Source organism: Neisseria sicca, from assembly GCF_014054945.1.
In the GTDB taxonomy this organism is placed as follows: domain Bacteria; phylum Pseudomonadota; class Gammaproteobacteria; order Burkholderiales; family Neisseriaceae; genus Neisseria; species Neisseria sicca.
Genome location: NZ_CP059566.1, coordinates 863,769 through 878,699 on the forward strand (window position 1 = coordinate 863,769; position 14,931 = coordinate 878,699).

14 protein-coding genes are annotated in these 14,931 nt (G+C 50.4%); 8 read left to right on the forward strand and 6 right to left on the reverse strand.

Annotated elements, in window-relative coordinates:
- Window positions 1-104: 104 nt before the first annotated feature.
- The 5 genes from csx16 (at window position 105) to H3L95_RS13795 (ending at window position 6,475) form a co-directional block, all read left to right on the forward strand.
- Complete coding sequence (gene csx16 / locus H3L95_RS04265) at window positions 105-404, forward strand: CRISPR-associated protein Csx16 (RefSeq protein WP_003756238.1); 300 nt, start codon at window positions 105-107, stop codon at window positions 402-404.
- Window positions 328-1,617, forward strand: coding sequence for a CRISPR-associated ring nuclease Csm6 (gene csm6 / locus H3L95_RS04270; protein ID WP_241429701.1), 1,290 nt, complete (start codon window positions 328-330; stop codon window positions 1,615-1,617). The genes csx16 and csm6 overlap by 77 nt, the downstream gene beginning before the upstream one ends.
- 57 nt (window positions 1,618-1,674) lie before the next feature.
- Window positions 1,675-4,305: a tetratricopeptide repeat protein gene (locus H3L95_RS04275; RefSeq protein WP_241429700.1), complete on the forward strand. Its 2,631-nt coding sequence runs from the start codon at window positions 1,675-1,677 to the stop codon at window positions 4,303-4,305.
- Between the two features lie 67 nt (window positions 4,306-4,372).
- The gene (locus H3L95_RS04280; RefSeq protein ID WP_003756232.1) at window positions 4,373-5,638 is read left to right on the forward strand and encodes a PDDEXK family nuclease; all 1,266 of its coding nucleotides are present in this window, start codon (window positions 4,373-4,375) and stop codon (window positions 5,636-5,638) included.
- Between the two features lie 705 nt (window positions 5,639-6,343).
- Window positions 6,344-6,475, forward strand: coding sequence for a hypothetical protein (locus H3L95_RS13795; protein WP_259345829.1), 132 nt, complete (start codon window positions 6,344-6,346; stop codon window positions 6,473-6,475).
- A 94-nt stretch (window positions 6,476-6,569) separates the two neighbouring features.
- On the opposite strand, the gene cas6 is transcribed toward H3L95_RS13795, so the two are convergent.
- Complete coding sequence (gene cas6 / locus H3L95_RS04285) at window positions 6,570-7,505, reverse strand: CRISPR system precrRNA processing endoribonuclease RAMP protein Cas6 (protein WP_003762285.1); 936 nt, start codon at window positions 7,503-7,505, stop codon at window positions 6,570-6,572.
- On the opposite strand from cas6, the gene H3L95_RS04290 reads away from it, so the two are divergent.
- The 3 genes from H3L95_RS04290 to H3L95_RS04300 all read left to right on the forward strand — a co-directional run bounded on the left by H3L95_RS04290 (window position 7,504) and on the right by H3L95_RS04300 (window position 8,938).
- Window positions 7,504-7,737 carry a hypothetical protein gene (locus H3L95_RS04290; RefSeq protein WP_003762283.1) on the forward strand — a complete coding sequence of 78 codons (234 nt, stop codon included), beginning with the start codon at window positions 7,504-7,506 and terminating at the stop codon, window positions 7,735-7,737. The two genes, cas6 and H3L95_RS04290, sit on opposite strands and share 2 nt — an antisense overlap.
- Before the next feature lie 694 nt (window positions 7,738-8,431).
- Window positions 8,432-8,653, forward strand: a complete 222-nt coding sequence (locus H3L95_RS04295) for a hypothetical protein (protein ID WP_182096214.1) — start codon at window positions 8,432-8,434, stop codon at window positions 8,651-8,653.
- A gap of 3 nt (window positions 8,654-8,656) precedes the next feature.
- Window positions 8,657-8,938, forward strand: a complete 282-nt coding sequence (locus tag H3L95_RS04300; RefSeq protein WP_003762290.1) for a hypothetical protein — start codon at window positions 8,657-8,659, stop codon at window positions 8,936-8,938.
- A gap of 524 nt (window positions 8,939-9,462) precedes the next feature.
- Here H3L95_RS04300 and H3L95_RS04305 read toward each other — a convergent pair.
- Genes H3L95_RS04305 through cas10 form a run of 5 tightly spaced genes read right to left on the reverse strand, consistent with a single transcriptional unit; the run spans window position 9,463 to window position 14,930 of the window.
- Window positions 9,463-10,584, reverse strand: coding sequence for an RAMP superfamily CRISPR-associated protein (locus H3L95_RS04305; protein WP_003762293.1), 1,122 nt, complete (start codon window positions 10,582-10,584; stop codon window positions 9,463-9,465).
- Window positions 10,581-10,955 (reverse strand): type III-B CRISPR module-associated protein Cmr5, encoded by a 375-nt coding sequence (gene cmr5 / locus H3L95_RS04310; protein WP_003762295.1) that lies wholly within the window; start codon window positions 10,953-10,955, stop codon window positions 10,581-10,583. The genes H3L95_RS04305 and cmr5 overlap by 4 nt, the downstream gene beginning before the upstream one ends.
- 1 nt (window position 10,956) lies before the next feature.
- Window positions 10,957-11,862 carry a type III-B CRISPR module RAMP protein Cmr4 gene (cmr4, locus tag H3L95_RS04315; RefSeq protein ID WP_003762296.1) on the reverse strand — a complete coding sequence of 302 codons (906 nt, stop codon included), beginning with the start codon at window positions 11,860-11,862 and terminating at the stop codon, window positions 10,957-10,959.
- Between the two features lie 51 nt (window positions 11,863-11,913).
- Window positions 11,914-13,077 (reverse strand): type III-B CRISPR module-associated protein Cmr3, encoded by a 1,164-nt coding sequence (locus H3L95_RS04320; protein WP_003762299.1) that lies wholly within the window; start codon window positions 13,075-13,077, stop codon window positions 11,914-11,916.
- Window positions 13,074-14,930 (reverse strand): type III-B CRISPR-associated protein Cas10/Cmr2, encoded by a 1,857-nt coding sequence (cas10, locus tag H3L95_RS04325; protein WP_040669270.1) that lies wholly within the window; start codon window positions 14,928-14,930, stop codon window positions 13,074-13,076. Before cas10 ends, H3L95_RS04320 begins: the two co-directional genes overlap by 4 nt.
- Window position 14,931 lies beyond the last annotated feature (1 nt).

Sequence of the window (14,931 nt, forward strand, 5' to 3'; positions counted from 1 at the left end):
CTTGGTGGGAATTTAGGGGATTTGGGGGAATTTTGCAAAGGTCTCCCTCTACCCAACCTCAAATTCTCTGCATTAGAATAGTATATTGCTCAAAAGGAGAATACATGACTACCTACTTCGTCTCGCGACATCTAGGCACAATTGAATGGATAAAGCAGCAACCTCAATGGCAGATAGATGAATTTACCCCACACCTGGACGCAACAAGAATTCAAGCGGGTGATGTGGTTTTAGGAACACTGCCTTTGCACTTGGCTGCGGAAGTGTGCAGTCGTGGCGCCAAGTTTTATTTTTTAATGTTGCCCCAACAATTTGCCGAACGCGGCAATGAACATACTGTCGCAGCCATGTCTGCCGCAGGCGCAACTTTACAGCGGTTTGAAGTCAAAAAAATCTCCGAATAAAACTTCAAGCTTCCTGAAAAACATTGATCCAGAAAATGCAATGAGACAAAAACGCAAAATCTTAATCGCCGTTACAGGCATGTCACCGCAAATTTTGACCGAAACCGTCTATGCCCTGTATACGCAGCAAAATTGGCTGCCTGATGAAATTTTTGTACTGACCACACAAACCGGCTACAACAATATCGTTCGTAATTTGCTTGGGGAAGACGGCTTTTTCACGCGCCTTTGCAAAGATTACAATCTGCCTGAAATTCAGTTCGGCGAACGGAATATCCATGTTATCCACGATGCCGACGGTGAAAAACTGAGTGATATCCGCACACCTGAAGAAAACAATTTGGCAGCGGATATGATTGTGAATTTTATCCGCCAACAATGCACCGATGATAAGACCGAGCTACACGTTTCCATCGCAGGCGGACGAAAATCCATGGGATTTTATATTGGTTATGCACTATCTTTGTTTGGTCGTCCGCAGGATAAGCTGTCGCACGTCCTGGTTACCGAAGGATTTGAAAACAACCCGCTTTTTTTCTATCCGACCCATTACGACAACTATATTTCCAAAAAGCCGTACGACCCCAATTGCACAGAAACCATTAATACGCGTGAAGCCAAAGTAATGCAGGCAGAAATTCCGTTTGTACGCATGAGTTACGGTTTGCCAAATTTGGCGCAGAATAATGTGAGCTACTCTGAAGCAGTACAACTCCTACAAAACAATTTAAAAGCTGACCGCATCATTTTAAATATCAAAAATTGCACCATTCAACTTGGGCAGGACAAACCCATTAAAATAGCCGACAAACGCTACTTTTTTGCCTATGCCGCATTAGCGCGGTTTCATTTGCAAAATAAAAGCATCAAGCTGATAAACCAAGCAGCATGCTATGACAACATTAAAAACAACAAATGGCAGCTTGGCGTATATCCCGAACTGGATGATTTTCAAACATGCTATTGGGACATCATGCAAATCAACGAACCGTCTCTCAAAAATGCTCCGAATCGTCAAGAGTTGTCAGAGCAGGCGCGCAATAGCGCATTGCAAAGTTTGCGCGAACTACCTTCCAAACTCCGTCTCATCTTAATGGAGAACTTTTCAGAATACGTTGCAGAACAATACGGCGTATTTAGCACAGGTACGCGCAAAACAACGCCTACATATTATTTAAAAATGCCGGTCGAAAAAATTGAAATTGTAGGGTAACAAAAAATCATTTTTTTAAGCTGCCAGCCCTATTTCCACTTTTACATGGAGTCTTACATGTCCCAAACCATCATTGCCCTCTGCACTGCCGAGCAACTGGCCTCCGCCATTCCCGATTGGCAACGATACGGCATTCAATTTGCAAACACATCAGAGCGCCTAAACCGCTTCCAAGCAGCCGATTGCATTTTGTGCTTGCCAGAGACGCCCGTTCCATTATTAAGTGCGGCATGGCAGCGTTTTTCCCAAAGCCGCTTTTTCATCTCACAGGGCAGACAGCAATGGTTGGACGGACAAACACGGCAATCTGTAGATTTCAATCAGCTGTTATCTACCCGCGAACAGCCTAAAAAAGAACAACAGGCAGTAACAACCCCTCCCCAACAAATACAAATCAAACAGTCCAGTAATCCGCCTGGTAACATGACAGACAACACACTATTGTTTGAAATATTCAAATTCGCCGCCTGGGGCTTAGACAACAAAGACTATCAAGAAAAAGTAAACGAACTGCTTTACCTTGCGGCACAGCGTGGTACTGAATTGTCAAACTCCGCTCAAAAAAACAAGAAACAGGGCGAATGCGCCCATCAGCTGACGCAAGAATTAGAAATCTTATTCAGAAAAGGCGATTCAACAGCTCTAAACGCTTGGTTTAATGAGCAGCAAGCCCGTCCCGAACTAAGCCAACGCATCAAAAAACACTTAGCCATCAAACTGGGCAAGCTCAACGAGAAAAAAGACAAGAGAAAATCCTTCACGCCCACACAAGGCTGCCTGGTACGACCACCCCAATTTACCCAACATCATCCCAACAGCCTGCGCCACCTGCCAGCACATTCCAACTGGGAAATCGTCATTGACGAAACAGGCATGGAATTTGAGCAGGCGGAGGATTTATCCATCGACGACTACAGCTTAGGCCGCTATGTCGCGCTTGCCATTCCGCAAGGCAGAGCCAAATTGGACAAACTGCCCGAAACATTCCACGCCGCTGAAGAAAAGCCCGAGCTGCTGGACAAAGTCATCAACAACATTCTCTCTCAGTCAGTAGGCGTATTGGGTATTACTGCCAAAGACCCGCTTTCATTCAACCGCCCGCGCTGGTTTAGCGGTGTTTACCGTTTACTGCAGCTTGTCTTACGCCTGCTGCCGTTACCCAACGAAGGCAGCAAGCAAGTTCGCGTATTTATCGAACAACGCGGCGGCTTTAATGCCGACACCGACTTGCAGGTTTTAAAACAACTGCTGTTAAGCGAATTGCAAAGCATAGACGAAGCCCGTTTCAGCCAGCTGCACCTGTCACTGGAAATCGCCCCCAAAGGCAAACACCCCTATCTCGCCCATGTTGATGCACTGGCGCACTGCTGGGGCGGTTCGTCTGCCAAACAACGTTTGATAAGAGCCAAATTTAAAGGACATTGTTTCCTTACCCCGGAAAGCGGCGATTTAGAACGCATTTATGCCGCACTCGACGGCAAAACCGCCCTGTCGTCGCACGACTGGTTTCAAGCAGTCTGCGCCCTTTCCGGCGAACCCGAACACAGCCTCTTACGCGAAGCCATGCAGCAATTGGGCGAACGCTGCCAAACACAGCCCGAAATCTGGCAAAACTACCTACAGACAGTCCGCCATCGCCTAAACGAAAAAGACTACCACCCCCAAGCCCTAGATGAAATCTTAGGCTGGCTGCAAACCTACGCCCCGGCAGAAAACAAACTGCCGCCACTATTACAACTGCGTTTTCAAGCAGCCCGGCTTGCCGCTGACAACCATCAGGGCAGAATGCGTCTGGAAGCCATACAAAACCTGCTTGATTTAGGCAACCAACTGAAATACGAAGCCGCACCCGAAGTCGCGCAGGTATACAACCGCCTGGCGGTAGCCACCACCAACATATACGAATTCGACTACGCCAAACAAATTTTGGAACACGCGCTCAAACTGCCTGAAATCGCCGTCGGTCGGCAGCAATACGGCAGGCTTCTATCAGGCATGGGACAGATACACGCCTTCTCGGGAGAACACCAAACTGCCGCATCATTTTTTACCCAAGCACTTGAAACATTTGAAAAACTATCCGACCCTGCCGCAGCACAAAAAGACATCCGTCAAACCCGCCTATACCGGCTGCACAACGCCCTGGACGCAGGCGAAACATGGGAAAACATACAGCCGCTCGCCACATCTGTTTTCGGAAACGACTTAGACAAAGCCGCCAACAAATTTTCAATCAGCCCGGACGACCGCTTTACCCATCATGCCTTATTGCGCCTGCTTGCCGCCTATCCGCAGCAAACCTCATCCGCGCAAAAAACCTATTTGTACAATCAAGCCCACTGGCAAAGCGAAGCAGGACACCCATGGCAGCTTATCCACCTGTGGCGCGGCTGGTTGGCGCATTTTGCAGGCAACGACATCATTGCCGCCGAAGCCTTTAACCATGCCCTAGACGAAGAAGCAGACGGCCTGACCCTGCAATGGATTGCGCTGACGACTGCCGTATTGGCAGAACGGCTCGGACTGAGCAAATCCAGCCCCGACCCCATTGCCGCCGAAGCTGCTCGTCTGAAAACCGAGTTCCCCCAAGCGCCGCACGCAGCCTTACAGACCTTGCAGAAAAGCGAAGCAAAACCCGAAAAACTGCTTGCCGCGCTGAAAGCCTGCCTGCCTTTTAACTTCAAATAAAAAAGCGCACCCCGACACAACACACCTTTTCAGACGACCCCAATCCACCAAACAAAGCGAGAGCATCATGCACCCAATTCCACACTACTTCATCATCCTTTCCGAACACAACATCGCCGAATACCGCGCCTGCCTCGATTTACAGCCCCAAAACGTCCATCTCATCGTCACCGGCTGGATAGCCGGTAAAAACGCACACACCCGTTTCAAAAACACGCTCGAGCAAAGCGAACAATTTAACGGCAAAATCCACGAAATCGGCTTTCAAAGCGACAGCCAACTCATCGGCGAACGAACCGAAGAAATCCAAATGTGGCTGGATACCGTCTTCAAAGCCTACTGCGCCGAACACCACATTGCAAACAACGCCATACTCAACATCACAGGCGGCACAAAAATCCTGTCCCAGCTGCTTGCCGCCCAAACCGGCATATGGCAGGAGCTGCACTACCAAGCCTTCCAACGCGACAGCAACCAAATCCACATAGACCGCCTCAATCCCGACAACTTGGCATTTCTGGGCGAAATCGTCCTATCCGACCGATTCTCCCTGCGCGACAGCTTGAAACTCTACGCCGACGAAATCAAAAAGCACAGCCCCAACCCCATTGCCAAACATCCCGACAGCCTGCCCCTTGCCCAAATGCGTTTTGCCGCCCAAAGCATGCAGCAGCCTGAAAACGGCAACCTGTTCCCCGCCGTTATGCCCGTATTGGAAAACGTATGGACACAAGAGGATCACCAAGACCAAAAAGAAATCCTGCTTGAATGGCAAGCGTTCGGGCTTGCACAACCCGACGAACTCAAACCCTTTCTTGAAAAGCTGATCAACCTGATTGACCTGCAAGGTCAGATCCGCCTGGACGAAAAAGGACTGATCTTACCCGTCAAATACAATAAAAAAACGCTCAACTACTGGAGAAAATGGATAAGCGGTGGCTGGTTTGAACAACTCATTTACACATGGTTTAAAGAAAACGGCGTGAAAGACGAAGAACTGGAGACAGGTTTGCAACTGATACGAGGAGAAAGTCAGGGCAACGAAACCGACATTTTGCTGTTCCGTAAAAACCAACTGATTTTTTGCGAACTCAAATCCGATTTAAGCTCCAAAAGCAAGCTGGCAGACCCGCTAAGGCAAGTGATTGACCAAAGCCTCAACATGGGCAAAGTGCGCCGCGTCCTGATTTTGTCGCCCAAAATCCAGAATGATCACCAAAAAGACGAAAGTAAAAAACAAAAATGGACGGCATTCGAGCGCAACTGCGCCGCCAAAAATATCCAAATCATCATTGCCCACGATAAAGAAGCGCTGAAAGCCCTGACAAGCTGACATCGAAGTCTCTTGACCATGGAAACGTCGTCTGAAAATGTTAAAAAACATTGTGAAATGCAAAGCAGACGGCTATAATCCGTATCACAAGTTTTCCGACGGATAGCAAAAAGTCTGTCTTTCGGCTGCTCTTTTCAGTTAAGATTTTATTAAATAATGTTTTTGTTGGTTAAGGAAAAATGCTAAACTTTCTTAACTATATAAAATACTGAAAATAATGGAATTTTTTAACCGAGCGCAGTCGGAAGACTTGCCCCACGTATCGGGGATTAAGACTCCATTGCCCAGTGATTGTGGTCGCCAACAGGGTTGGAAGACTTGCCCCACGTATCGGGGATTAAGACCGCCAACGGTAAAACTCTATTTGAGTATTAGTTAGTCGAAAGACCTGCCCCAGGTATCGGGGATTAAGACTGAGCCTCGTTGACTTTCCACAAGTCGCCGATGTCGGAAGACTTGCCCCACGTATCGGGGATTAAGACGAGATCGTAGTTCTTATTTTTGAGGTCTTTGAGCTGTCGGGAGACTTGCCCCACGAATCGGGGATTAAGACACCATTGTCTGCGCTCTTTTGAAGGTGTGTTGTAGTCGGAAGACTTGCCCCACTTATCGGGGATTAAGACGGATCAACATCAGCCATAGTGACTGTTGCTTTACGTTGGAAGACTTACCCCACGTATCGGGGATACAAATCAAACAGCCTTGATGATTCGTTCCATCAAGGCTGTTTTTGCGTCGGGCGTGTGTTCAAGCGGCTTGGATAATGCGGTATTGCCCGTTGCCGAATACGGTTTCCTTGCCCAAGTGCAGCCATTGCCCGATATACAGAAAACGTAGGTCGGATTCTTGAATCCGACAAATATTCCGACGTTTCTACATAGCAAAACAGCCTTGATATTGCATCAAGGCTGTTTTTGCGTCGGGCGTATGTTCAAGCGGCTTGGATAATGCGGTATTGCCCGTTGCCGAATACCGTTTCTTTGCCCAAGTGCAGCCATTGCCCGATATACAGCATTTGCGAGAAGGCGGGCGTAAGGCCGGTCAGCTCCCATGTACCGATTGCGCCGCTAAGGGGCGTAATCTGCTTTTGGCGGTTGGAAAAACGGCGGTGTTCGTGCCATGAAAGCCGGGGCGGGACACCTTGTCCGCCGATTTGGGCGGACAGCTCGGCAGCGTTGGCATGATTGCCCCAATTCAGATGGGCAAGCGTCAGATAGCGGCGCATAAGCTGGCGCAGGAAAACCGCCTGCGTCAGCTCGGTTTCGCGCAAAATCCTGCCTTTCTGTTGGATACGCAGAGGCGTAAGCAGCTGGATACACGCTTGGGTGGGGTAGCGTTCGGGCAGCCTGATATGGTTGTCGTGCAGCGCGATCGGGCTGCCGCGTTCGCTGATCGTCAGAAAACTGCCGTCCGCCTGCTGTACCGCAATGCCGCTCAATTCGCCCTTGCCCGCATTGTTTGCCCCCAGCCCTCTGGCAAAGGCTTGGGTAAAGACGGCGGCAATCAAAGGCAGGCTGTGCCGCGCCCTGCCAAACAACACCAAATCAAACGCATAATCCGCCCCCGCCGGAAAATGCGTGGGTGCAATCAGCGGCGTTTCGATCAGATAAGGCGGCGGCGGACTTTGGCGGACGCTGCTGGGCAAGTCGGCACAAGGCGCCGGCTCGAAAATCTGCGCGTAGGGGCAATCGGGAAGATGCGGCGTTTGAGGCGTGTCGCAGGTACACGCGGCAGCCAAAAGCGCATGCCCGAACACCCCGCGCAAGGTCGAAGCTGCATAGGGCGGAAGCTGCAAATCATGCGTCAGCGTGAAATGCAAACGATAGCGGGCTATGGGCAATTCCGAAGGAAGATTAAGCGGATTCATGGCAGACAGACAAATAAAAAATGGCATGATACGGCGTTTCAGACGACCTGAAAATGCGAAATGCGGCGTATCCGCAAACTGTAAGCGCAAAGCCGCCTTTCAGACGGAGGTCGGCGCATGGGCAAACGGCGAACCAAAGAAACATCAGCAGCCGACCGATATCCGAATCCAACCCACCGAAGCCCGCCGTTTTCAGACGACCTCAAACAGCGCCCGCCAGCCGCCCCGTTGAACACAATATAGTGGATTAACTTTAAATCAGGACAAGGCGACGAAGCCGCAGACAGTACAGTACAGATAAACGCCGTACTGGTTTAAAGTTAATCCACTATAAAAAAGCAGCCCGCAAACAAAAACAGCCTTGATGCAATATCAAGGCTGTTTTGCTATCGGTCATCAACAAACCCTTCAGACATTTTCAGACGACCCAAGCTCGAGGTCGTCTGAAAAGATTGAAAGACCGATGCGAGGGGCAAGTCTTCCGACACAACGGCTATGTGAGTATGAGTCCGATGCCGCAGTCTTAATCCCCGATTCGTGGGGCAAGTCTTCCGACACCCTGAAACCGACACTTACAAAGAAGTTCCTATGTCTTAATCCCCGACACGTGGGGCAAGTCTTCCGACTGAATCTAAAGGTTCTAATCCAATTTCAAATCTGTCTTAATCCCCGATTCGTGGGGCAAGTCTTCCGACTGCGCTCGGTTAAAAAATTTCATTATTTTCAGTCTTCTATATAGTTAAGAAAGGTTAGCATTTTTCCTTAACCAATAAAGACATTATTTAATAAAACCTTAACTGAAAAGAGCAGCCGAAAGACAGACTTTTCGCTATCCGTCGGAAAACTTGTGTTTCGGATTATAGCCGCCTGCTTTGCATTGGACAACGCTTTTTAACCGCTTTGCGGCTTTAGGTCGTCTGAAAAGCTTGGGCTTCGATAAAGATGAAAATCTATTCGCCGCGCAGCTTCGCCAGGATGGGTTTCAGCTCTTTGGGGCGTTTGCCGGTCAGCCAGTTTTTATACGCCTGCTCCATATTTTTGACGGTAAACGCGACGGCGATTTCGGCTTTCTGCTCTGCGCTGAAATCGGGGCTTTCTGCGGCGGCTGGGCAATTTACGCCGCTACCCCCTGCCCAACAGCAGCATAATCCATGCCCTGGGCAAACCCGCCTTGCCCGAAGGCATCATCTTGGGCGGTGTGGGCAAACTGTAAGCGCGAAGCCGCCTTTCAGACGACCCCGAACTCACACAAACCCTCCGCCAACAAAAACAGCCTTGATGCACTATCAAGGCTGTTTTGCTATGTAGAAACGTCGGAATATTTGTCGGATTCAAGAATCCGACCTACGTTTTCAGACGACCCTGACTTGAGGTCGTCTGAAAAGATTGAAACCCCCGATGCGTGGGGCAAGTCTTCTGACTCGAAGACTTGAGCCGTTCGCTGCTGGCGGGTTTGTCTTAATCCCCGATGAGTGGGGCAAGTCTTCCGACTAAACTGGGCTTGTTCTCGACCAAAAATGACGAGTCTTAATCCCCGATTCGTGGGGCAAGTCTTCCGACTCATCGTCAACGAAATGAAAATGCTGGGTGGTGGTGTCTTAATCCCCGATTAGTGGGGCAAGTCTTCCGACGCAAAATCACTTTTGCTCTGGATACAGACAGGAAGGTCTTAATCCCCGATGCGTGGGGCAAGTCTTCCGACTGCACTCAGTCAAAAAATTTCATTATTTTCAATCTTCTATATAGTTAAGAAAAGTTAGCATTTTTCCTTAACCAACAAAGACATTATTTAATAAAACCTTAACTGAAAAGAGCAGCCGAAAGACAGACTTTTCGCTATCCGTCGGAAAACTTGTGATACGGATTATAGCCGTCTGCTTTGCATTGGACAACGCTTTTTAACTGTTTTGCGGCTTTAGGTCGTCTGAAAAGCTCGGGCTTCGATAAAGATGAAAATCTATTCGCCGCGCAGCTTCGCCAGGATGGGTTTCAGCTCTTTGCCGCGCTTGTCGGTCAGCCATTTCGCGTATTTTGCCATCATCTTTTTGACGGCAAACACGTCAGCAATTTCTTTTTTCTCTGCCGCGTTGAAATCGGGGCTTTCTGCGGCGGTTTGCAGGGCTGCCTTCCATTCTTGATAGAGTTTGTCGTGTGCTTGGTTGCCTATGATCTTGTTTGGTTGCTCCTCCATTCGTTCTTGCCATGTTTGGATAAACTGTTGATGCGCTGGCATGGCGGCAAGCTCGGCGGCTTTTTGTTGCGCGGCCAGGGCTTGTTGCTGCTCTTCTTGGATGTGCTTGATTTTCCCAAGGGCATCGTCATCTGCAACTGTAAAATAGCCGTAGCCGGATGCGGTTTTGCTGCCTGCGCCTTGTGTCTGCAAGGCTTGAAACAGTAGGTTTTGGGCGTATGCCGCCCATGCCTGCGCGCCCGGTGCGCTTTCGATGACGAAATAGAAGCTGCCTTGTGTGGCGATTTGCTGATTGGGGATGGGGGATTCCATTTCGTCGGCTTCGAGCTGTTTGCCGTTGTAGTAATCTTGGTGGTGGGTGGTGATGATTTCTGCGGCAAAGGGCGGGGTGTTGGCGGGGATGAACCATGCGTCGTGCCAAACGAGTGCGCCTGATTTCAGGCTGCCTGAGTCGCTGTCGTCGCCGAACAATACGGTCAGGTGGGCTTTATCCAGCCCAAGGCTTTCGGCATGGCTGCGGGCGATGCCTTTGACGGAGGAGCCTGCGATGAGGGGCATGCCGTAGGTGTGGCTGGTGCTGATGCCTGTTTCCAGTGCGCCTGCGCTGTTGAGGCCTGTATAGAGCCTGCCTGAAATGCCGGCGGCAAGTGTGGCGAAGCGGTCGGTATCGGAAGTGGCCCGCACCCAGCGTGTGAAGGCAAGTGCGTACAGGCTGTCTTTTTTGGGAGTGGGAATTTTGACGATTTTTTGAATCAGCTCTGCTTTGGCTTGTTTGTCGTCTTTGTCCCATTTGGTCAGGCCGCGCTGCATGAGCAAACCGGCATGCGCATCTTTTAGGTCGTCTGAAATGAGTTTTTTCAGGCTTTCCCGCATGAGTGATATGGTCATGATTGTCCCCCTTGTTCGTCTTTGGGTTTGGGCAGCAGGGCTTGGGTGTAGCGTTTGAGGCTGGAGGCGGCTTCTATGGCTTGGCGCGTGAGGAGTTGGTAATGCGGTAAGTCTGCTTCTAAGATTTTCTTGTGCAGGCTGTTTTCGTTTTCTTCCAACAATTCGGCAATGTGCGCCAGTAGGAGCAGGTGCTCTTCTTTGCCTTTGGCTTGTAAAAAGCCGATGGCTTGGGCAAGCCCGGATTGCAGGATCATGGTGGGGAAATTCAGCGCAAGCGTGCGGTATTCTTTGACTTTTTCGTTTTTCTCTTTGACTCTTTGAATCAAGCCTAATGCGCGTTGGGCGTATTTTTGCGAGCGGATGTGTGGCATGTTATTCCCCTTTTGTCAGGTCGTCTGAAAGTACGAGACGACAGAGGCCGCGTCCGACTGTATGCTTGCCGCCGATTTGGATTTGGGTCTCGCCTGCGGGAATCAATGCGGAGAGTTCGTCTGCGCTTTTGGCGTTGCGGCTGTGGCGCGATTTGTCGATGGCTAAAATGCCGTACAACACGCTTTCGGCAGGCAGGTTTTCTTCCGACCAGAGCGCGCCTTCTTTGACGATGCGTGTTTCGCGGTCGATTCTGATGCGCATGCGGATTTCGGTTGCGGTATCGGCTAAGAAGGAGAATGTGCTGTCGGGCAGGATAATGAAGCGTTGGCAGAGCTGTTCGCGCCATGCTTCGCTGTTTGCCGTGTTTTCGGGGTAAACGGCGGCGGCAATGTGTTCTGCCCATTGTTTGGCTTCGGTACTGGTTTCGCTGCCGATATCCAAATCTTCCAGCGCGATTTGGCTGCCTGAAACGCGCAACACGGTATTTTCCGGTACGGATGCGCTATCTTTTAAAGCGGGTACTTTGGGGCTTTCCGGCAGTATCCCGCGTACATCGCGTGCATAACGTTGCAGGATAAAGGGGCAAGTGGCAAAGGCGACTGTTCCGGCAAACGAGCGGATCGGAAGCAGCAATAGATGTGCATCGCCAAAGGCGGCGGCACCGGCATGAATATTTTCTTTATCGGCTTGGCTGTCTGCGCCAAACAGGGCTTGAATGTCGTCTTCGCTGACATGCCATTTTTCTTTGGCTTCATCACGCAATACGCCTTTGAGCGCGCTGCCGGGGACGAGCGGCAGATTGGTGGCGCGGCTGCGGGCGATGGGCAAGTCTACTGCGCCGATGCCTTGACCTGTGCCGACGTGGAGGGCGGATAAGGCATGTAGGTGAAAAATTCGGGTGTTCATTTTGGTTTCCTTGTTTTTAAATGTGAAATAGGTTGTCAGGTCGTCTGAAAATTAAATGCTCTGCCACGGGCCGATCAATCCGATGCCGAAGCCGTCGCGTCGGTCTTGTTCGCTGTCGCTGAATGCCTGCCATTGGGCTTGGGTAAGTTCGGCCGGGTTGCCGCTTTGTATTTCAAACCAATACACTGCGCCTGCCGAAACGGCTTTTCGCATGGCTTTTGGTGCATGCTGCTGCAAATCCCAACCTGAAACGGGCAGCCAACGGTCTATGGCGGCGGCGCGGAGTTTGACTTGCAGGTTGGTATGCGGGAGTTTGCCTGTTAAGGTTTGGCTGTCCAACCAGCCGGGCAGCCAGCCTTTGTCAAACAAGGCAGGCGTCAGCAAGGTGAGCATCAATCCGTTTGTATATGCGTATTCGGGCTGTTTGAATACGTCGTCTGAAATTTTATTCAGCCGCGACAGCCTTCCTTCTCCGCCAAAACGCACTACGCTGTTATCTTGCAAATCGGCTGCCGTGCGTATCACGAAACCATAGCGGTGGCTTTCCCAGCCCTGATGATGCTTCCGCGCAGATTCGGCAAAATCGTAAGCGGCTGTTTGAAACAAACGCCCGTCTTCGGCTGCAAGTGTTTTTCGGTCTATGCCGACATGGGTACGCGTTTCAATCGGCAGCGATTGTGCGCCGCGTTTATTGATGTCTTCAAACACCAACTTCCCGCCGTTTTGCCAAGCCAGCAGATCTGCCAAATCCCAATACGTTGCGCCACTTTGAGGCTTGCCTTTGATGGACGATTGGATTTGTACGGGCAATAAATCGGCTTGGGGGAAATCCGCTGCCGTATCGCTGCCAAAGGCTTGCGGCGCGAGACGGACGAGCTCGGTTTTATCTGTCTCTTTGTTTTTTAAATACAGGGCGTTGGCAGGTTTGGGCAATAGGATTCTCAGGTCGTCTGAAATATCCTGTTTCGCTAAAAACGCGCCCTGTACGGCAATTTGGCGTAATTCATCGACTTGTGCGTCCGACAACTTGGCTCGATTGCCTTGGGTTTTACTGTCCCAATCACAGCCGCTCTGCCCCATGATTTGCGTGCGTACCAAACCTGCTGCCGCGGAGGGTGGCGGAAATTGAATATCATCGGTATCCGACTGCGATCCAAACGGTTTGCCGCTGCGGAACACCAACGGCGCAAGTGCGTCTAAAAAATAGCTGTTCATGATTGCGCCTCCTGTCCTAAATCGTTTTGTGTTTTGGCTGCGAGCCAGCGGGCAATGATTAACTCGGTGGCGAAGATATTGAGTGCGCCGGTGTGTTCGCTGCCAAGCTGACGTTGCAAGGCATCCAGTCGGGCTTTCAGCTCTTTCTTCACATCGTCTTTCAATTCACCGCCCGACATATTTCGCGCCCTATCGAGCATTCGGGTAAACTCGGCTTGGCGGATATTTTGGTGCAGCTCGAAGGATAAATCGGCGGATTTCGGAAAATCCGTGCGCATAAAGATATCGCGGCTGTCGTAGGCAATACGGCTGCTGATTTCTTTCTTCTGATACCGGTTTTGCCATTTTTTAAATGCTGCCAAACCTGCTTCATCACTCCATTGCACACGCCAATCGCTGTCCGAGCCTGAACGCACGGACAAGGTAATCCCCAATCCATTGCGCTGTTGATCGGCAGGATAATTGTCGCCTTTTGCCACTTTCTCCGCGTGTTTTGCCAAACGGCGTACATTGCCGAGCGGCGTGCTGATGTGGCAAATCGCCAAACCGACGGACAATGTGGGCGTTTTTTCTGCTTTCAAAACATCTGACACTTTTTTCAAGCTGTCTGAAAATGCTTGTCGCAACGCATCCGCGCAACCAACCGCCTTATCCAGCGCGACAAAGCCCAATACATCATCGCCACCCGCATAAACGCATTGCGCCCGGAAATCGCGCATTTTCGCAGGTACACTTTCGGCAAATGTAGATAATACTTCGGTAATCGCTTGATGCTCTTCAATCGTTTTCGCACGATCCAGCAACTCGCCCATGCGGTCGCCGTCTGCCAGCAACATCGCCCAGTAGCTGCATGGTTCGCCATATTTGTGCCAAATCGTTTTTAAAACATTTTTCAACTTTGATAATTTTTCTGATGCATCCGCACTGTTTTTATTGTCTGACAAAGCAGCATCCAACCGATTGCGGTACAGCAACTGCCCATCAAACGGAAAATCTGAGTAAATGCCTTGATTGCCCTTTACACGAGTCGCTAAATTCAGCGCAATTAAAGGTTCGTAAGCATCGCAAAGTTTGCTTAACTCATTTTCAGGCAAACCTTGCAGCCAAGCATCTGCGGCTACACGGGTAACGGGCGTAAACTGTTCGCTATTGCCGCCCAAACGCTTCACAATTCCTGCGCAATCCAACTGCTCCGATCGACTCAAACCCAGCTTGCGTCTTGCCACATCAGACAAGTCGGCATCGCCGTTTGCTTTTTCCAACAATACGGTTTCACGTGCGCCATCCAGTGAAGATTTAGGCAACATAAACCGATTGTCCCAAGCATCAGCCGCATGTGCCGGCGTAAAATCGCGTGTTGCCTTACGTGCCGCCAAAGCCGATGCGGCACGTTGGCTTGCATCTGAATAACCTTTTTCGGTTATCCGCGCCCATGCAGCCTGGATTTCCAAATAATCATTAAGTTGCATCTGCCAGATTTCATCGCGCAAAGCTGCGTTCAAATCCTGCCGCGCCTGCCGTGCTATGGTTTCAAACCGTGACTGTGCCGCCGCTTTCGCCTGTTCGACCAAATCGCGCACGGCGGCATCATCAGCCGCCTCAACCTGCACTTGAATTTTGTTGCCGACTGAAAAATTATTATCCATCCGGTCACAAGGCTCTAAACGGTCTTTGGTCGTCTCATCCACAAACGGAAACACCATCTGCGCTCCGGCTTCAAACAAACTCTTTGCAGCAGCCTTCGCCATTTCCGACAACAGCCAAGAACCGCTCCATAAATCCCGACTCCGCCGTGCCGAAGCAATGAATCCCTGTACAGGACCGATGGATAGGGTTAAAACGTATTGAGTCATT